Origin of the sequence: Streptomyces longisporoflavus (genome assembly GCF_014649775.1) — a bacterium.
In the GTDB taxonomy this organism is placed as follows: domain Bacteria; phylum Actinomycetota; class Actinomycetes; order Streptomycetales; family Streptomycetaceae; genus Streptomyces; species Streptomyces longisporoflavus.
The window spans coordinates 199,500-216,570 of the sequence record NZ_BMTR01000001.1; the positions used below are offsets into that span (position 1 = coordinate 199,500).

Consider the following 17,071-nt stretch of genomic DNA (forward strand, 5'->3'; position numbering starts at 1 on the left):
TCCTGGGCCGCCTCGAACCGGGCACCCTGCTCCTCGGCCCCGTCGAAGGACCCCAGCACACCCTGGTCGGACGCCCGCTCCAGGGCTGCGAACTGCGCCGCATCCCGCTGCGCGAGCTGTACCGCCCCGACTACGGCGACACCTGGGCGTACGAGCAGCAGTACCCCAGCCGGTACGACACCGGGGACCAGGCCCTGAGCCTCCTGGAGCACGCCTTCGCGCTCGGCATCGGACGCAGCCACCGGGTCCTGTTCGAGGCGCCGCTCGACGGCCGCACCATGGCCGACGACGTGGTGACCGACGACGACATCCTCTGGATGCCGGTCGCGCCGGGCAGCGTGCAGTACGGCTCCGCCTACAGCGCCGAAGCCGCGGGCGACCTGCTCGTCGACGCCGCCATGTGGCAGCGCATGGTCAACCAGCAGTACCGCCTCCTCGCCACGCTCGACCGCTGGATCGAACGCCTGGAGCGGGCCCACGAGGACCGCACCGCGGCCGGCATCAAGGCGGGCGAGACGGTCCGCGAACAGGCCGATCGCACACTGATCGCCTCCATCGGCCGCTCCGGCAGGGGCGGCGGACGCCGCAGCGAAGCACGGGGCGGCGACGACGCGACGTACGCGGCCTGCCGCCTGGTCGCCGAGGCGGCCGGGATCACGCTGTCCGGCGCCGCGGAGGGCGGTGCGGTCAGCGACCGGATCGACCCGGTGGAGCAGGTCGCGGTGGCCTCGCGGATCCGTACCCGCGCCGTCCGCCTCGACGGGCGCTGGTGGCGCGAGAACACCGGCCCCCTGGTGGGGCACCGGGCGGCCAGCGGACAGCCGGTCGCGCTGCTGTGGCGGCGCGGCGGCTACGAGTCCGTGCACCCCACCTCCGGGCGGCGCATGCGCGTCGACCAGAGCAACGCGGACGAGTTCGAGCCGCAGGGGATCATGTTCTACCGTCCGCTGCCCGACAAGACACTGACGCCGTGGCGCCTCTTCCGCTTCAGCCTGCGAGGCACCGGCGGCGACGTACGCAATCTGGCGATCGCGGGTCTGGTGACGGTCGCGATCGGGGCGCTCGTGCCGATCGCGACGGGTCAGGTGCTCGGCGTGTTCGTTCCGAACGGCGAGAAAAGCCTCATCGTCCAGGTGTCCCTCGCGGTGATGATCACGAGCATCGTCTCCGCGGCGTTCATGCTGCTCCAAAACCTCACCATCCTAAGGATGGAGGGCCGCATGGAGAGCACACTGCAACCGGCGGTCTGGGACCGCCTGCTGCGCCTGCCCACCCGCTTCTTCGCCTCCCGCTCCACCGGTGAACTGGCCAGCGCGGCCATGGGCGTCAGCGCGATCCGGCGCGTCCTCTCGGGCATCGGCCCCGTCGCGCTGCAGTCGAGCACCATCGGCGCGATGAACCTGGTCCTGCTTCTGCTCTACAGCGTGCCGCTTGCCCTGGCCGCACTGGGGATGCTCGTCGTCATCGCGGCCGTGTTCCTCACTCTCGGCCTGTGGGAACTGCGCTGGCAGCGCCGCCTGGTCGAGCTGAGCAACAAGCTCAACAACCAGGCGTTCCAGACCCTGCGAGGCCTGCCCAAACTCCGCGTCGCCGGGGCCGAGAGCTTCGCGTACGCGGCGTGGGCGGGGGAGTTCGCACGCAGCAGGGAGCTGCAACAGCGCGCGGGCCGCATCAAGAACGTCACGACGGTCCTCAACTCGGTCTACCTGCCGCTGTGCACGCTCGTCATGTTCATCCTCCTCGCGGGCCCGGCCCGGGGCAGCCTCACGGCGGGGGAGTTCCTCACGTTCAGCACCGCGGTGACGATGCTCCTGACGTCCGTCACGCAGCTCACCGGGGCACTCATCTCGGCGGCGGCGGTCCTGCCGATGTTCGAGCAGATCAAGCCGGTGCTCGACGAGGAGCCGGAGGTGCGGGGCGCGAGCACACAGCCGGGCGAACTCCAGGGGGAGATCGAGGCCCGCGGCCTTTCCTTCCGCTACGCGGACGACGGCCCCCTGGTCCTGGACGACGTGTCCCTCTCCATCCGGCCCGGTGAGTTCGTCGCCGTCGTCGGCCCCAGCGGCTGCGGCAAGTCGACACTCCTTCGCCTCCTGATCGGCTTCGACAAGCCGGTCGCAGGCAACGTCCTCTACGACGGCCAGGACCTGTCGGCCCTGGACCAGGCGGCCGTGCGCCGGCAGTGCGGCGTGGTCCTGCAGAACGCGCAGCCGCTCACCGGCTCGATCCTGGACTGCATCTGCGGCGCCGAGACGTTCACACAGGAGGAGGCCTGGGAGGCCGCCGCGATGGCGGGCCTCGCCGAGGACATCAAGCGCATGCCGATGGGCCTGCACACCATGATCTCCGGTGGCGGAGCGGTCTCCGGGGGCCAGCGCCAGCGCCTGATGATCGCCCAGGCACTGATCCGCCGCCCCCGCGTCCTCTTCTTCGACGAGGCGACCAGTGCCCTGGACAACGAGACCCAGCGCACGGTCATCGACAGCACCCGCGCCCTGAACGCCACCCGCATCGTCATCGCCCACCGCCTGTCCACGGTCCTTGACGCGGACCGAGTGATCGTGATGTCGGAGGGCCGGGTGGTGCAACAGGGACCGCCCGCGCAGTTGCTGGCGGACACGAGCGGGCGGTTGCACGAGTTGGTGCGGCGGCAGATGCGGTGACGTGCGCGGGGATACGCTCCAGGACGCCGCCCGCGAACACGTCGTACAACGGCAGTGTCTCCAGATGCACGTAGCCGATGTGGCAGTCGCAGACGGCCAGGGGACAGGGGCGGGGCTGCAGGGCCTTCCGGTACGAGCCGTCGTACAGGTTGCCCAGTTCGCCACGGACGAAGTGGCAGCGGCGGACCGTGCCCTCGCCGTCGACCGAGACGACGGACTCACCCGTGCGGCAGGGCAGCCCTGCGGAGCGGTGCGGGTGGCGGCTGTAGGGGAACAGGGGGTCGAGATCGGTCCACCGGGCGGCCTCGTCGTCGGTGTACGTGTGGCCCTCCGCGGCGTTCACCCACAGGTAGACCCCGGCCGGTAGCGCGGCCCGCAGTCGCCGGGCGTCGTCCAGGTGGGCGGGCAGCCCCACCACGCCGACGCTGAATCGCCCCCCGAGCTCGGCAAGCCGCCGTGTCTTGGCGAGGAAGCGGTCGTACGGAGTCTGGCCCGGGTGGTACGTGCACCACAGGGCGACGGTGTCGAGGTCGGCCGCCGCGAGCCAGTCCGTGCGGCAGCTGAGGTTCGTCTGGATCGCGACGCGGTCGATGTGCGGCTCGTGGGAGAGCTCGACCAGCGCCCGCCGGTACCAGGAGCGGACCAGGCCCTCTCCCCAGGGCGTGAAGAGGAGGGAGAGCCGGTCGCCGGTCTGGTGCCCGGCCCATTCCGTGAAGCGTTCGAGGGCCGCCCGGTCCGCGCGCAGTTGCTCGGGGGTGTCGCGGCGCTTGGCGAAGGGGCAGTACGGGCAGGCGTAGTCGCACGACGCCAGCGGGCCGCGGTAGAGGATCGTCAGGTCCAGGCTCGGCGAGGTCAGGGGCACGGTCGGCGGGCTCACTTCAGTTCGTACGCGGCCATGGCGGCCCGCACCTCGGCGGAGAACAACTCGGGGCCTATCGCGTCGGAGTGCGCGAGGCCCTCGGCCGTCAGGCGCAGGACTCCCGCCGCAGGGTCCCGCTCCAGCCAGCCACGGTCCGCGAACCGTTCGAGTTCGGCGGGGAAGTCCTCGTACGGGTCCGCGTCGAACCGTTTGCGGTAGTCGGCCGGCGGCATGCCCTCGGCCTGCAACAGCGATTGGAGGAGGTGACGCCGGCGGGCCTCGGCCCCGTCGACCCGGCGGCCGTGCACGGCGCGGCCGAAGTCCACGGTCGCCGTGTACTCGTCGATGATCGTGCGTATCTCGCGCGGGTCGACCGCGTAGTCGAAGGAGTAGTGCAGCGAGGAGGTGTAGGAACGGGCGCCGCAGCCCAGGCCGATCATGCCGTCGGTCTGGCAGGCGTAGTCGTCGGCGCCCTGCGGCGGTGCGTCAGCGCGGCGGAACATCCGCATCGACACCTGGACGTAACCCTCGGCGAGGAGGTGATCGCGGCCCTGCCGGTAGAGACGCAGTCGCTGTGCGTCCCAGTCCGCGTCGGAGCCGGCGTCCGTCAGCGCCGTGCCGTGCTTGCCCAGGCCGGTCAACGGCCGCACGTACAGCGGATAGAGGTAGAGCTCCTCGGGGCGCCAGGCAAGCGCGGCATCCAGGGAGGCGCGCCAGGTGTGCTCCGTCTGGCCGCCGATCCCGTAGATGAGGTCGATGTTGAGTACGGGGATACGGGCGTCGCGTATCCGCCCAAGCGCCGCCTCGACGTCCGCCCGGCGCTGGGGCCGCACCGCGGCCCGCGCCTCGGCGTCGACGAAACTCTGCACGCCCAGGCTGAGCCGGGTCGTTCCGCGCTCGGCCAGGACCGCGAGCCGGTCGGCGGTGGCGGTCGCGGGCGACGCCTCGACGGAGAGCGGGATCGCCCGCAGGTCTGCCCCCATGCGCCGCTCGGCGATGTCGCAGAGCCGCTCCAGCTCCGCGGCCTCCAGATAGGTGGGGGTACCGCCGCCGAACGCCGCGTTGGCGAACCGGACCGGCCCCGCGTCCCCGCCTGCTCCGAGCGCGTCCCGCACCGCTGTGGCCTGCCGGTCGAGGGCGTCCAGATAGCGGGTGGTCAGCTCGCCGGGCGCGCCGATGCGGGTGAAGAGATTGCAGAAGCCGCAGCGGACCTCGCAGAACGGTATGTGCAGATAGAGGGAGAGCGCGTCCTTGGGTTCCGCTGCCCACAGGTCGCGCAGCTCGGGGCGGTCGGGCAAGGGGCGATAGGTGGTCTTGTGGGGGTAGGCGTAGACGTAACTCTGGTACGGGCGGGTGGCGGTGGGGTCGAGAAGCTGCGGTGTGCTCATGCGGACGGCTCCAGGAAGAAGTGGGCGTAGGGGACCGTCCATACGGCTTCGTGCCCGAGGCGATGGCCCACATAGCCGTCGTCTCCGTAGGCCGTGCCGTGGTCGGAGCAGACGATGGCGAAACAGCGTCGGCGCGAGCTCAGGACGGCGAACAGACGCCCGATGTGCCGGTCGATGTACTCCAGGGCGGCCGCGTGTGTCGCGCGGCTGTCACCTGTCTCGCGGGTGGCGCCGGGCGTGTGGAACCAGTTGGGCTGATGCAGGGCCGAGGCGTTCAGGAACAGGAAAAGCCGCTGTTCGTGCGGCAGTTCGGCCACCACCTTCTCGGCCCGCTCCACCTGGGCTTCGAAGGACGTGGGTGAGGCAACGCCGAACTCCGGCTCCCAGTGGCTCTCCTGGAAGAGCCCGGGCAGTACGTCGCCCAGGGCGCCCCGCTTGTTGAAGAAGCCCACCCCGCCGATGCACACCGTGCGATACCCGGCGTCCGCGAGTCCGGACACCAGGTCGGGAGTGTCGAAGACGAAGGTGCGCCCGGCCGTGGTCTCGCTGCCCGCGAACCGGGCGGCGAACAACCGCGGATGCGGCCCGGGAGCGGCGGGTGTGGGCAGGAATCCGGCGAACATCGCCTGGTGCGAGGCGTAGGTGAAGCTGCCGGGCGCGTGCCGCTTCTCCCAGACGCCGCCCGGCAGATGGCGGGCGAGATGCGGGATGCGGCCGGTGGCGGCGAGCTCGACGGCGACGTCGTAGCGCAGCGTGTCCAGGGTGACCAGGAGGAGGTCGTCGCGTCCGACGACCTCGTTCATGTCGGGAGCGGGACGGGCCTCCGGCGGACCGCAGGTGGTGTCAGGCGTGCGCATGTGGGTTCCTTGCGAGGTGGTTCGGTGAGCGGGGCGGATCGGAGGCGTTCCGGAGAGGCGGGGCAGCGGCCGGCGGACGGTGCCGCACGGCGGCGATCTGGGCCGCGTATGTATCGAGCCCCTCGGCCCCGCTGCCCGGCAGCCCCGTAAGGCGTGGCAGCAGATCCCCGAAGGCGTTGACCTCGCCGACGGTGAACCGCTGCCAGCCGAGAGCGGGCAGAAGGTCGACACCCACGCAGAGCGTGCCGGGAAAACAGGCGGCGGCCCGCTCGCAGATGTCCAGGGCCTCGCCCCAGCGGGCCCCCGCCGCCTCGATTGCTGCGGCCAACTCGCCCCGCGCACCGCCCAGGTGGAGATTGGTCAGGGGAGACCTGCTGGTCCGTACGACGGCGTGCGTGGCACGCCCGCCGATCACGACGATCCGCAGATCGGCCACGCGCGCGTGCAGCGACGCTTTCGGCATCCAGCGCTCGATGTGCAGGCCGTCGGGCGCGAGCCGGTCGACGATCGCGGCGATCTCCCGCTCGTCCCGATAGCGGCGCAGCCGAAGGGAGTTGTGCAGCCGCCCGCCCGACCTCTCCACCGACGTGGTCGCCCGGATGCGCCCGGCGCCCGCCGTCTCCACGGCGAGCACTCCGGAGGCGGACGAGCCGTGGGCGAGCTTGACGAAGAGCCGCGGCATGCGGTGCTCACGCATCAGGGTCCGCACGTCGTCCCAGCCCCGCACCGCTGCCTGCGCCCCGGATGTGGGCGAGGGCGGGACCGGCACGCCCGCGTGGGCCAGCACGTCGTGGCAGAGCCGCTTGTCGAAGAGCACGCCGAGTTCGTCCGGGTCGTCGAGCCGCCGTCCGCCGCTCAACGTCCGTACGGCGGCGGTGAACCGCCCGTACCAACGCGCACTGCCCTCCACCCGCGTGGGGTCGTCCATGCCGCGCAGACTCAGGTCGACATCGGCGTTCTCCCCGGGTGATTCGAGCCGCACCACTTCGTCCGCGCCGAAGGCCGCACCGCCGTCGCGCAGCACGTCCAGCCATGGCACGACACGAGGCGCGGGCAGCCCGGCGTCCCGTACGGCCGCGGCGAACAGTTCCACCCGGCGGTTCTCCGGGTTGCCGACCACCGCGAACCGCGGACCCGGTTGTCCGTGACGCGGCCCGGGAGTCGTTGTCGCCTGCCGCATGAAGTTTCCCCCCATTCCGGTGACCGCTACTCGCCCACGGCCACGTAACGCCACACCGTGCCGTCCTCCTCCTCGTCATCGTCCGCGTCCTCCGGATCGAGGCAGACCTCGACGCCCGCCGGTTCCACGGCCTCGCGCACGCGTGCGCTCAGCGCCTCACTGAGGAAGTTGTGATGGAGGTCGAGCTTCTTGAGGTGCGTCAACGGCTGTCCGGCCAGCAGCGCCGTGGCCCCCTCGTCCGTCAGGACACCCATGGAGAGGTCGAGGACTTCCAGGCGGGCCACGACCGGAGCGGATGCCATGGCCTCGGCGATCTCGTCCTGGATCTCGCTGTTGCGCAGCGCGAGGTACCGCAGCCGGGGGAGTCGCGTCCCGGCGAAGAAGGACTCCAGATCCGTGACCGCCGCGTCGCCGCCGTACTCGGAGGTGCCGAGCCACAGGTCCAGGTGCTCCAGGGCGGGCAGGTCGCTCGCGGCGATCCCGCGCACCACCCCGACCGGAAGACCGCCCGACTCGAAGGTCAGCGACCGCAACCGTCCGTGCCGCACGGCAGGAAACGTGAGGCCGTCGCTGCCGCGCACGGCGAACTCCTCCAACTCGGGGAACGCGTCGAGAAGCGGGGTCACACAACCCTGTTTGATCCAGGAGATCTCGCACTCCTCCGAGTCGATGTCGCCCAGGAACAGGGCGCGCAGCGCGGGCATGCGCTCCTTCGCCCCGATCAGAGCGGCGATCACCTCCTCCGGCCCGTTCTCGTAGACATCACTCCACGCACCCACGATGATCGCCCGCACCCGCGCGATGTCGACTGCCTTGGTGAACCGCGCGAACGCGGCTTCCCACTGCTCGTCGCTGTCGTACGCATTGACGGCGATGCGCCAGGCCACGGAATCGGCCGCCGGCAGTTCATCCGCGATCTTCTCGTCGAACTGCGGGAACTCCCGGATGGGCAGGCCGTGCCAGTGCTGCTGGTCGTCTCCGATGGTCATGTCCGCCCGCTCCCCATAGCCATGGCGCCGAACCGGCGCTCAACTGCGGCGATCCCGTGTCCCTGGCGATCGGCCGATGTGCAGAATTTCTACCAAGCGCCACTGACAACGCCCGCCGCAGGGCCGCCGAAGCCGGACCGGTCGCCGCTCGCCGGCCGTTGTCAGACCCTCGCCGTAACGTCGGATGCATTGAGCGGTGCAGAGCGTGCCGCGGGGAGGGGACACCCATGTACCGGCAGGGAGATGTACTCATCGTGCCCGTCGCGGAGTCGGCGCTGCCGCCGCACAGCGCCGACGGTCCGCAGGAACCGCGTGACGCCCGCGGCAGGCTCGTGCTGGCCCTCGGCGAAGTGACGGGTCACGCCCACGCCGTGGTGGGGCCCGGTCAACTGATCCGCGAATCGGGCCCGTTCGGCCCGATGCTGCTCCACCTGCCGGACGGCGGACGCGTGGTGCACGAGGAACACGCGGCGATCCCGCTGCCGAAGGGCTGGTATCGGGTGGTGCGCCAGCGTGAGTACGTGCCGGGTTCCGTGCGTCTGGTGGCCGACTGATGCCGCGTGGACGAGACGACGCGCGGCAGCCGGAATCGGGAAGCGGGAGGGCACGACATGGGAGCGGATGAGATGACGACGGTGGAGCAGGTGCTGCCGGTGGAGGGTGACGTGACGGGCTGGCGGCAGGTGGCGGCGGCCACAGGGCCCGCCGACCGGGCGGCGGCCGAGGCAGGTGTGCGGCTCGCCTACCGCAGGGCAGGGCTCCCCGAGCCCGAGCGCATCCGCTGGGCCGCTTCTCCGCGCGAGGCCGTGCGACTGGTGGCGGCGGAGAAGGACACCCCGGGCCACAGTGTGCGTGACACGGTTCGCAACCGCCCCTGGGCTGCCGAACGAGAGGCTGTGCACGCGAAGTTGGGGCCAGGCGGCTGGTCCGAACACTGGAACGCCACCGGTGCCCGGCTCTGGGGCACCACCCAAGCCCTCGCTTCCCGCATCCGCACCGGAGTGCTGGACGAACTGGCGGACGGCAGGCACAAGGAACGGCAGAGGCTTCGCCTCACCCTCCTCGACGCCGTACTCGGCCAGCACGAGGCGCCCTGGCTGTGCGCCTTCGACACGTCCGAGGGCGGTTCACTGGACGGCCTCGCGGCGGTCGCCCGCGCGGCGGGCTGGTGGTGGCCCTACGAACGGGAGGCGATCGTCTGCGAGCGCCCGACGGAACTGCACCGCGACGAGGCAGGTCGCCTGGACCGCGCCGACGGCCCGGCACTCGCCTTCCCCGACGGGTTCGCCCTGTACGCGTGGCGCGGCATGCCGGTGCCGGGAGAGTTCCTGGAAGAACTGTCCGCGCTGACCCCCGAGCGGATACGCGCCGAGGAGAACGCCGAACTTCGCCGCGTCATGCTGGAGCACTACGGCTACGAGCGCTATCTGGACGAGTCGGGCGCGGTTCCCGTACACCGCGACGAGACCGGTGTGCTCTGGCGGATCCAACTGGTCGGTGACGAGGACGTGGTGATGGTCGAGGTCGTCAACTCCACCCCGGAGCCCGACGGCACGAGCCGCACGTACTGGTTGCGCGTGCCGCCCGCCACGCGGACGGCCAAGGAAGGAGTGGCGTGGACGTTCGGACTGCATCCGGATGCCTACGACCCGCAGCGCCAGACCTGAGCCGGGGAACGTCCGAAGCGACTCAGGCCCCGGCCGCGTACCGCCAGAAGTCCCGCATCAGTGCGGGGTAGCTGGGCCCGCCCATCAGCAACTGGCTGAACATGAGGGTGACCGTGCCGGTGGAGGGGATGATGTGTGCGGTCGTGCCGGTGCCGCCGACCCAGCCGTAGCGCCCCGGGACGTTCCACGGCTCCACGGTCTCGACGTCCACCGAACCGCCGAAGCCCCATCCCATCCCTTCGAGGAAGAGGCCGGCGGACTCACGCTCGGGCGTGGTGAGGTGATTGGTCGTCATCTGCCGCACCGCTTCGGGGCTGAGCAGCCGGCGCCCGTCGGCCGTCGTCCCGCCGGCGAGCAGCATGCGTCCGAAGGCGAGCCAGTCGTCGAGCGTCGAGACGAGACCGCCGGCGCCGGACGGGAACGGAGGGGGAGTGCTCCACTGTCCGTCGGGGGTGTCGAGCAGTTCGAGCCCGCTGCGGGGATCGCGTTCGGGCCCGGCCTCCGCCCCGGCCGCGTAGTAGCTGGTGAAGCGGTCGAGCTTGCCCGGTGGCACCGAGAACGCGGTGTCGGTCATCCCGAGCGGCTCGAAGACCCGCTCGGCCAGGAACTGGGGCAGTGGCACCCCGGTGACCCGGGCGATCAGTACGCCCTGGAGGTCGGAGCTGAGGTTGTACAGCCAGCCGTCACCGGGCTGGTGAAGGAGCGGGATGCGGGAGAGCGCGGCCATCCAGGCGTCGGGCGCGGGAGGGGCCTGCGGCTGGGGAGGGCCCTGCTTCAGTTCGCTGAACAGCGGTGCGAGCGCCGGCAGCGAGAAGTCGGAGGGAAAACCGTATCCCGTACGGGAGTTGAGCAGATGGAAGACGGTGATCGGGCGGACCGCCGGGACCACGTCGTCCACCGGTGACGACGGGGTGCGGACGACGCTCGGTGACGCCAGTTCCGGCAGCCAGCGCCCGACCGGGTCGTCCAGCGTGATCCGGCCCTCGTCGACCAGCATCATGAGGGCGGCGGCGACGACGGGTTTGGTCAGCGACGCGATACGGAAGATGGAATCCCTGGCCATCGGGGCGGTGCCCTCGACGTCGACGGAGCCGACGGCGGCGACCTCCTCGCCCCGGTCGCCGTGGGCCACCAGGCCCACCGCTCCCGCCACGGAGCTGTTGCTGACGTGCGTCTCCAGAGTCTTGCGCAGATCGGCCATACAGCCACCATCTCAGCCCGTGCCCGGCCCGAAGGTCATTTCGCGCGGTCCGCCGCGTTTGCCGGCCGCCCCGCCACCGGGGGCCGGGGACCTGGCCCGCCGAACCGTCGGCGCGATGGCGCCGCGGCCCGGCAGACCGTGCGGGGTGGTGTGGGGGGACCACCCCGCACGAGGGCTCAGCCCGTGATGTTCACGTCGATGCAGGCGTAGAAGGCGTTGCTGGTGTCGGCGACGTTCCACACCGCGAGCACCTTCTGCTTGCCGCTGAGCCCGCCGAAGTCGACCTTGTGCGTGACGGTCTCGCCCGGCTTGGCGCCTCCGTCGTCGACCTCGGCGATCTTGTTGCCGCCGACGAAGTACTGCCAGGTGCTGGTGCTGTGACGGGCCGTCAGCTTCCAGCTGAACTCCTGCGAGGAGCCGACGTCGGTGGCCTTCCAGCCCTTGCTGTCGTCGTCCAGTTCGGCGAACCGCGAGTTGCCGCCGCTGCACGTCGTCTGACCCTTGGGGCCCTCGACGCTCTGCGGTTCGTGGGTGATCTCGCCGCAGGAGACGGTGCCGGCCGCGCACTGTGCCTGCCGGCTCGGGGGCGAGTTGACGTAGCCGTGTGCACTGGCCGGGGTCACGGAGGCCAGGACGAGCACGGGCGCGAATCCCGCGCCCAGAACGGCTGCCAGTTTCTGCTTCTTGTTCATCTCTGTTCCCTCTGAGTGGGGGGAGGAGGGGCGAGAGACAACCGGGCGCCTCGGTCGACTCATTGGCCTAGACCATACTGATTGTCGGGGCTCAGTCAACCCTTCAAGTAGTGCTCGTGGTGCGGAAGTTGTGGATGAGGCGATGCGTCCGGACCCGGGGTCGGCACCCCCGCCGCATGGCCGAGGGGGACGCCGGGCGAGACGATCGGACATGTGGCGAAGTCATTGAGCCATTCTGCGGCTCGTTCGATCTCCCTAGGGTCGAGATCATCAACCGGAACAACGCAGGGGAGATCCACCGTGCGCGCAGTGATCCAGAAGTCCTTCGGCGGGCCCGAGGTGCTCGAGGTCGTGGAGATGGAACGGCCGACGCCGTCGGCCGGCGAAGTCCTCGTCAAGGTCCACGCCAGCGCCGTCAACCCGGCCGACGTGGCCGTCAGGTCCGGCGCCTTCCCGCTGATCGGCGAGCCGCCGTTCGGCGTGGGCTGGGACATCTCCGGGGTGGTCGAGGAGGCGGGCGCCGGGGCCGTGCTCGCGGTGGGCGACGAGGTGTACGGAATGCCGCTCTTCCCCCGCGCCGCCACCGGATACGCCGAGTACGTCACCGCGCCGTCCGGCCACTTCGCCCGCAAGCCCGCCTCCCTCGACCACGTGCACGCCGCCGCCGTTCCCCTGGCAGCGCTCACCGCCTGGCAGGGCCTGGTGCGTGACGCGGAGATCAAGGAAGGCGACCGGGTGCTGATCCAGCGGGCGGCCGGCGGGGTCGGCCACTTCGCCGTGCAGATCGCGAAGGCGCGCGGCGCCCATGTGATCGCCGTGGCGAGCGCGGGCCGGCGCGACTTCCTGCGCGGTCTCGGCGCCGACGAGATCATCGACTACCGCACCACCGACTTCACCGAGGCCGTCAAGGACGTGGACGTACTCCTCGACTCGAAGGGGCAGGGCGATCTCTCGCTCGGTGTGGTGCGCCCCGGCGGCGTGCTCATCAGCATCCTGGAGCACCATGACCGGGAGCTCGCCGCGCGCGTCGAGGCCGCCGGACGGCGCTTCGCCGGAGTCATGGTCGAACCGGACTCCGCCGGACTCGAAGCACTCGCCGAACTGATCGACGCGGGCCGCGTCCGTCCCCACGTACAGGAGACGTTTCCGCTGGCAGAGGCGGGCAGGGCACACGTGCTGATCGCCGAGGGGCACGTACAAGGCAAGATTGTCCTCACGGTCTGAACAGACCGACCGGGACGGACGTGAAGCGGCACGACAAGCGACACACGGCAAGCGGCAAGCGACAAGCGGCACCAGGAAGGGCGAGGCCGGATGGACATCCTCACCGAGGCGCTGGCCTCGATGCGCACCGGGCACCCCGCGTCCGTACGCACCAACGGCCGCGCCCCCTGGGGCCTGCGCCTGCCGCCCGTCGCGGGCGCCGGCTTCCACGTGGTCCTGTACGGCACCTGCTGGCTGGTCCCGCTGCCGGGCGCGCCGCCGCACCAGGCGCCGATACAGCTGAACCCCGGCGATGTGATCTTCCTGCGCGGCGGGCGGGGCCACATCCTCGCCGATCACCCCGCCACCCCCGCCGAGGAGTGCAAGAGCGAGCAGTTCCACCGCAGTGCGCCGATCGGCTCGCTGACGCTCGGCGGCGAGGGCGCCGAGACCAGCCTGCTGTGCGGCAGCTACCACCTGGACCAGGGGCGACCGCACCCGCTGGTGCGCCAGCTGCCCGAGGTCATCCACCTGCCGACGAGGCACGGACGCCATCCGGAGCTGAGTGCCGCCGTACAGCTTCTCGGCTCCGAGCTGGAGAACCCGCGCATCGGCTCGGACGGCATCGTGCCCACGCTGATCGACTCGCTGCTGCTCTACATCCTGCGGGCCTGGCTCGACGACCAGCCACCGGCCGCCGCGCAGGGCTGGGCCGCCGCCCTGAGCGACCCGGCGGTGGCGCCCGCCCTGTCGGCCATGCACGACGATCCCGCGGCCCCATGGACGGTCGAGTCCCTCGCGGAGCGGGCCGGCCTGTCCCGCGCGGCCTTCGCCCGGCGGTTCGCCATGCTGGTCGGCGAACCGCCGATGGCCTATCTGACCCGCTGGCGCATGACCACGGCCGCCCGCATGCTGCGCGAGTCCGACGCCCCGCTGACGACGGTCGCCGCCCGCACCGGCTACGGCTCCGAGTTCGCCTTCGCCAAGGCCTTCAAGCGGGAGTACGGCCTGGCGCCGGGCGGCTACCGGCGCCAGAGCAGGGCGGCTTAGAGCAGGCTGGAACGGTCTCGCGGTAACCCGCTGTTCGGCTGTCGGCTCACACGGCGGCGGCGACCGCCGCGGTGACCCCGACGGCGACAATGAGCCCGCGCAGCACGGCGGGCGAAAGGCGGCGGCCCACCCGCGCACCGAGCACGCCACCCAGGGTCGAGCCGACGGCGATCACGCCGGCCACGCTCCAGTCGACGGTCGTCACCGCGATGAAGAGGATCGCGGCGACGCCGTTCACGATGGACGCCAGGACGTTCTTGACGGCGTTCAGGCGCTGCAGGTCATCGCGGAGGAACGACCCGAACAGGCCCATGAGCAGCACTCCTTGGGCAGCTCCGAAGTAGCCGCCGTAGACGCCGGTGCCCAGGACGCCGGCCCACAGGGGGACGCCGCCGTCCGCACGGCCGCGGGAGTCGCGCCGCGCGAGCCACTTCTGCAGCCGGGGCTGCAACAGCACCAGGGCGCAGGCGATCAGGATCAGCACCGGCACCGCGGAGCTGAAGGTGTCGGCGGACAGCTTCAGGAGCAGCACCGCTCCCGCGACACCGCCCAGGAGCGACGCGAGACCGAGCTTGAGGAGACGGGACCGCTGGCCCTTGAGCTCGGCGCGATATCCGTACGCCGCACTGAGTACGCCCGGTACGAGACCGATGGTGTTGGAGACGTTGGCGAGGACGGGCGGGTAGCCGAAGGCGAGCAGCGTCGGGAAGGTGATCAGGGTGCCGGAGCCGACGACCGCGTTGATGCCGCCTGCCGCGACGGCCGCGGCCGCTATGGCCACTGTCTCGAAAGCCTGCATGGAGCGCCTTTCCGGGGGCGGTCGGCGTACCGGAGTGCGGGCAGGCCGGGACCGAGGAGCCAGTTGCGAAGGGGCGGGTCGGCACCTGGCCGGGTTTCCCCGCCCTCCGGAGGGCGGGGAAACCCGGCCAGGTTGCCGCCCTGGGCCCGAGAAGATCGTCCCGCCGGCCCGACATCCAAGTCAATCCTCGGATTTCCTTGCAGACCCCCAAGCTGTAGCTTCACCGTCCATGACTCTCGACGACCTGCGTGTCTTTGTCGCCGTCTGCCGCACGGGCAGTCTCAGCGCCGTCGCCCGCGAACTGTCCTGTACGCAGCCCGCGGTCAGCCAGCACATCAGGCGCCTGGAGCGGGAGTTGGGGCTCAGCCTCCTCGAACGCCACCCGCGCGGCGTCGTGCCCACCCCGGCCGGACAGCTCCTGCAGAACGCGGCGGCCGGCGGCCTCGGCGACATCGATCACGCCCTGCGCAGGCTGAGCGACCTGGCGCACGGCGAGGCCGGATCGGTGCGGATCACCACCGGCGCCACCACGGTGCGGCACTTCCTGTCCGACGCGATCGTGGCCTTCCGCCGGCGCCATCCCCGGGTGAGCCTCGAATTCCAGACCGCGCACTCCAGCCGCAGCTGCTTCGATGCCCTCATCGCGGGCGGCCTCGACCTGGCCTGGATCACCCTCGGCGCCCCGGTGAAGGGCATCGAGCAGTGGCCCGTCATCGAACTCCCCTGGGTGCTTGCCGTGCACCGCGACGATCCCCTCGCCGCGAAGCCGCTGATCACCACTGCCGACCTGGCCGGCATCCAGCTCATCGGGCTCCCGGAGAGCACCACGTCCCGTGCGCGCCTGGACGCGTGGTTCACCGAGCGCGGCATAAGCCCGGCCTCCGACACCAGCGTCGCCGACTGGGACACCGCCCTCTTGCTCGCCGAACTGGGCCTGGGCCACGCGATCGTCCCCGACCTGCCGGGGTGGCACGGCCCCGGCCACCCCGACCTGCGCCTGATCCCCATCCCGGACCTGCCCACACTGTGGACGGGCTGGGCGGTGCGCCGCTGGGACACACTGTCTCCGCTGGCCAGGGCCTTCGCCGAGACAGTGGTCCCCGGAGACCTCAGCCCTTGAGGCCGATCGTCGCGCACGCCGCCTTGTACTCGGCGGTGCAGATCTCGTCGGTCTTGTAGATGCCGTCCTCGATGACCGTGGACTTGATGGTGTCCCGGGTCAGGGGGCGCACCGAGACCAGCAGGGAGGGGATGTTCTTCGTGGTGGCGTTGTCGGACTTGTCGCCGGCCAGCGCGTCGTACTCGACCATGCGGCCCTGGGCGATCCGGACCGCCATCTGTGCGGCGCCGACGGCCTCTTCGGGGTAGGGCTTGTAGACGCTCATGTACTGCTCGCCCGTGACGACGCGCTGCACGGCCGACAGCTCCGCGTCCTGGCCGGTGACCGGCGGCAGGTCGGTGAGGCCTGCGGCCTTGAGGGCCTTGATGACGCCGCCGGCCATGCCGTCGTTGGCGGAGTAGACGGCGGCGATGTCGTCCTTGCCGATCGCGGTGATCGCGTCGGTCATATGGGCGCCGGCCGTCTTCGGCTTCCAGCCGACGGTGTCGTACGACTTGGCGATCTTCACCTGGTTCTGGAGCTGGGAGAGCGCGCCTTCCTTGAAGACGGCGGCGTTCGGGTCGGTGGGCGAACCGTTGATCATGACGATCTTGCTGCTCCTGCGGGCGCTGCCGAGCGCCTTCAGGATCGCCTGGCCCTGGACCTGGCCGACCAGCTCGTTGTCGAACGCCACGTACCCGGAGACGGGCCCTTCGGCGAGACGGTCGTAGGCGATGACGGGAATGTCCGCTTCCTTCGCCTTCTTGACCGACGGCGCGATCTTCTTCGCGTCCACCGCGCTCACCAGGATCACGTCGACCTCGTCGGCGACCATCTGGTCGAGCTGGCTGCTCTGCTTGGCGGCGTCCTCGCCGGCGTTGGCGTAGACGACCTTGCCCTTGTTGTTCGTGAGCTTCTTGACCTGCTTCTCGATGATGGGGTGGTCGAACTTCTCGTAGCGAGCCGTCTCCGCCTCGGGCAGGAGCAGGCCGACGGTGACGTCGTCACCCTTCTTTTCGGCCGACTTCCCGTCGTCCTCGGAACCCATGAGGCTGCCGCATGCGGCAAGTGAGAGCGCCAGGGCACTCACGGAGACGGCGACGGTGGCTTCTCGCGTACGGGTTTTCATTCGCCCACTTCCTCGATCGGACCGCTGCGTTGTGGTCCGAGATGGCTGAAAGCCAACCCCGCAGTGTTCCCGGCGTCAAGGAGTCAATGCATAACGAGATTGCAATGGAATGTGCGTTTCAGTATTGAACTGTCCTGCATTTACACGTGACAGCGGCTGTGTCCGCAAGGCGGGACGGGTGCGGATTCCGCACGGATCGGCCGCAGAGCGGCACCCCACGGCTCCCCGCCTGCTCGGAGGCCGACCGACGTCCGGTCGCCCGCTTCCCGGCAGGGACCGGGGCCGTTCCGCATCA

Annotated in this window: 14 protein-coding genes and 1 pseudogene; 6 read left to right on the plus strand and 9 right to left on the minus strand. The window is 70.9% G+C overall.

Features of this window, described 5'->3' with window-relative positions:
- Positions 1 to 410: 410 nt before the first annotated feature.
- Positions 411 to 2,597, plus strand: a pseudogene (locus tag IE226_RS00970) (NHLP bacteriocin export ABC transporter permease/ATPase subunit); the annotation flags it as partial.
- Here IE226_RS00970 and IE226_RS00975 read toward each other — a convergent pair.
- From IE226_RS00975 to IE226_RS00995, 5 genes are read right to left on the minus strand one after another with little or no spacing between them, the layout of a single operon-like run.
- On the minus strand, positions 2,515 to 3,504 hold the full coding sequence (locus tag IE226_RS00975) for an STM4011 family radical SAM protein (protein ID WP_229870413.1): 990 nt from the start codon (positions 3,502 to 3,504) through the stop codon (positions 2,515 to 2,517). The pseudogene IE226_RS00970 and the gene IE226_RS00975 overlap by 83 nt on opposite strands.
- 32 nt (positions 3,505 to 3,536) lie before the next feature.
- Entirely contained in the window at positions 3,537 to 4,910 is a 1,374-nt protein-coding gene (locus IE226_RS00980) for an STM4012 family radical SAM protein (protein ID WP_190078982.1), read from the minus strand.
- Entirely contained in the window at positions 4,907 to 5,713 is an 807-nt protein-coding gene (locus IE226_RS00985; RefSeq protein WP_190079525.1) for an STM4013/SEN3800 family hydrolase, read from the minus strand. Before IE226_RS00985 ends, IE226_RS00980 begins: the two co-directional genes overlap by 4 nt.
- A gap of 40 nt (positions 5,714 to 5,753) precedes the next feature.
- Complete coding sequence (locus IE226_RS00990; protein ID WP_190078983.1) at positions 5,754 to 6,947, minus strand: STM4014 family protein; 1,194 nt, start codon at positions 6,945 to 6,947, stop codon at positions 5,754 to 5,756.
- 26 nt (positions 6,948 to 6,973) lie between these two features.
- The gene (locus IE226_RS00995; RefSeq protein ID WP_190078984.1) at positions 6,974 to 7,936 is read right to left on the minus strand and encodes an STM4015 family protein; all 963 of its coding nucleotides are present in this window, start codon (positions 7,934 to 7,936) and stop codon (positions 6,974 to 6,976) included.
- Positions 7,937 to 8,163: 227 nt separating this feature from the next.
- Here IE226_RS00995 and IE226_RS01000 point away from each other — a divergent pair, with 227 nt between their 5' ends.
- Together IE226_RS01000 and IE226_RS01005 are read left to right on the plus strand one after the other, a co-directional pair.
- Complete coding sequence (locus IE226_RS01000; RefSeq protein WP_190078985.1) at positions 8,164 to 8,490, plus strand: DUF8820 family protein; 327 nt, start codon at positions 8,164 to 8,166, stop codon at positions 8,488 to 8,490.
- 57 nt (positions 8,491 to 8,547) lie between these two features.
- Positions 8,548 to 9,603 carry a DUF6745 domain-containing protein gene (locus IE226_RS01005; protein WP_373306835.1) on the plus strand — a complete coding sequence of 352 codons (1,056 nt, stop codon included), beginning with the start codon at positions 8,548 to 8,550 and terminating at the stop codon, positions 9,601 to 9,603.
- Between the two features lie 22 nt (positions 9,604 to 9,625).
- Here IE226_RS01005 and IE226_RS01010 read toward each other — a convergent pair whose 3' ends face one another.
- Both IE226_RS01010 and IE226_RS01015 read right to left on the minus strand, forming a co-directional pair.
- Entirely contained in the window at positions 9,626 to 10,804 is a 1,179-nt protein-coding gene (locus tag IE226_RS01010; protein ID WP_190078986.1) for a serine hydrolase domain-containing protein, read from the minus strand.
- A 176-nt stretch (positions 10,805 to 10,980) separates the two neighbouring features.
- Positions 10,981 to 11,496 (minus strand): lytic polysaccharide monooxygenase auxiliary activity family 9 protein, encoded by a 516-nt coding sequence (locus tag IE226_RS01015; RefSeq protein ID WP_190078987.1) that lies wholly within the window; start codon positions 11,494 to 11,496, stop codon positions 10,981 to 10,983.
- Positions 11,497 to 11,796: 300 nt separating this feature from the next.
- Between IE226_RS01015 and IE226_RS01020 the strand changes: the two genes are divergently transcribed.
- Together IE226_RS01020 and IE226_RS01025 are read left to right on the plus strand one after the other, a co-directional pair.
- The gene (locus IE226_RS01020) at positions 11,797 to 12,720 is read left to right on the plus strand and encodes an NADP-dependent oxidoreductase (protein WP_190078988.1); all 924 of its coding nucleotides are present in this window, start codon (positions 11,797 to 11,799) and stop codon (positions 12,718 to 12,720) included.
- Between the two features lie 90 nt (positions 12,721 to 12,810).
- Positions 12,811 to 13,749, plus strand: a complete 939-nt coding sequence (locus IE226_RS01025; protein WP_190078989.1) for an AraC family transcriptional regulator — start codon at positions 12,811 to 12,813, stop codon at positions 13,747 to 13,749.
- 46 nt (positions 13,750 to 13,795) lie between these two features.
- Here the strand turns inward: IE226_RS01025 and IE226_RS01030 are convergent, their stop codons facing one another.
- The gene (locus IE226_RS01030) at positions 13,796 to 14,548 is read right to left on the minus strand and encodes a sulfite exporter TauE/SafE family protein (RefSeq protein ID WP_190078990.1); all 753 of its coding nucleotides are present in this window, start codon (positions 14,546 to 14,548) and stop codon (positions 13,796 to 13,798) included.
- Positions 14,549 to 14,777: 229 nt separating this feature from the next.
- On the opposite strand from IE226_RS01030, the gene IE226_RS01035 reads away from it, so the two are divergent.
- Positions 14,778 to 15,668, plus strand: a complete 891-nt coding sequence (locus IE226_RS01035) for a LysR family transcriptional regulator (protein WP_190078991.1) — start codon at positions 14,778 to 14,780, stop codon at positions 15,666 to 15,668.
- On the opposite strand, the gene IE226_RS01040 is transcribed toward IE226_RS01035, so the two are convergent.
- Entirely contained in the window at positions 15,658 to 16,776 is a 1,119-nt protein-coding gene (locus tag IE226_RS01040) for a sugar ABC transporter substrate-binding protein (RefSeq protein ID WP_190078992.1), read from the minus strand. The genes IE226_RS01035 and IE226_RS01040 overlap by 11 nt on opposite strands.
- Positions 16,777 to 17,071: the final 295 nt, after the last annotated feature.

What these genes read in the sequence shown, in the direction of transcription:
- IE226_RS00980 (WP_190078982.1), bottom strand. Translation starts at nt 4,910, where the DNA reads ATGAGCACACCGCAGCTTCTCGACCCCACCGCCACCCGCCCGTACCAG.
- IE226_RS00985 (WP_190079525.1), bottom strand. Translation starts at nt 5,713, where the DNA reads ATGAACGAGGTCGTCGGACGCGACGACCTCCTCCTGGTCACCCTGGAC.
- IE226_RS00990 (WP_190078983.1), bottom strand. Translation starts at nt 6,947, where the DNA reads ATGCGGCAGGCGACAACGACTCCCGGGCCGCGTCACGGACAACCGGGT.
- IE226_RS00995 (WP_190078984.1), bottom strand. Translation starts at nt 7,936, where the DNA reads ATGACCATCGGAGACGACCAGCAGCACTGGCACGGCCTGCCCATCCGG.
- IE226_RS01000 (WP_190078985.1), top strand. Translation starts at nt 8,164, where the DNA reads ATGTACCGGCAGGGAGATGTACTCATCGTGCCCGTCGCGGAGTCGGCG.
- IE226_RS01005 (WP_373306835.1), top strand. Translation starts at nt 8,548, where the DNA reads ATGGGAGCGGATGAGATGACGACGGTGGAGCAGGTGCTGCCGGTGGAG.
- IE226_RS01010 (WP_190078986.1), bottom strand. Translation starts at nt 10,804, where the DNA reads ATGGCCGATCTGCGCAAGACTCTGGAGACGCACGTCAGCAACAGCTCC.
- IE226_RS01015 (WP_190078987.1), bottom strand. Translation starts at nt 11,496, where the DNA reads ATGAACAAGAAGCAGAAACTGGCAGCCGTTCTGGGCGCGGGATTCGCG.
- IE226_RS01025 (WP_190078989.1), top strand. Translation starts at nt 12,811, where the DNA reads ATGGACATCCTCACCGAGGCGCTGGCCTCGATGCGCACCGGGCACCCC.
- IE226_RS01030 (WP_190078990.1), bottom strand. Translation starts at nt 14,548, where the DNA reads ATGCAGGCTTTCGAGACAGTGGCCATAGCGGCCGCGGCCGTCGCGGCA.
- IE226_RS01035 (WP_190078991.1), top strand. Translation starts at nt 14,778, where the DNA reads ATGACTCTCGACGACCTGCGTGTCTTTGTCGCCGTCTGCCGCACGGGC.
- IE226_RS01040 (WP_190078992.1), bottom strand. Translation starts at nt 16,776, where the DNA reads ATGAAAACCCGTACGCGAGAAGCCACCGTCGCCGTCTCCGTGAGTGCC.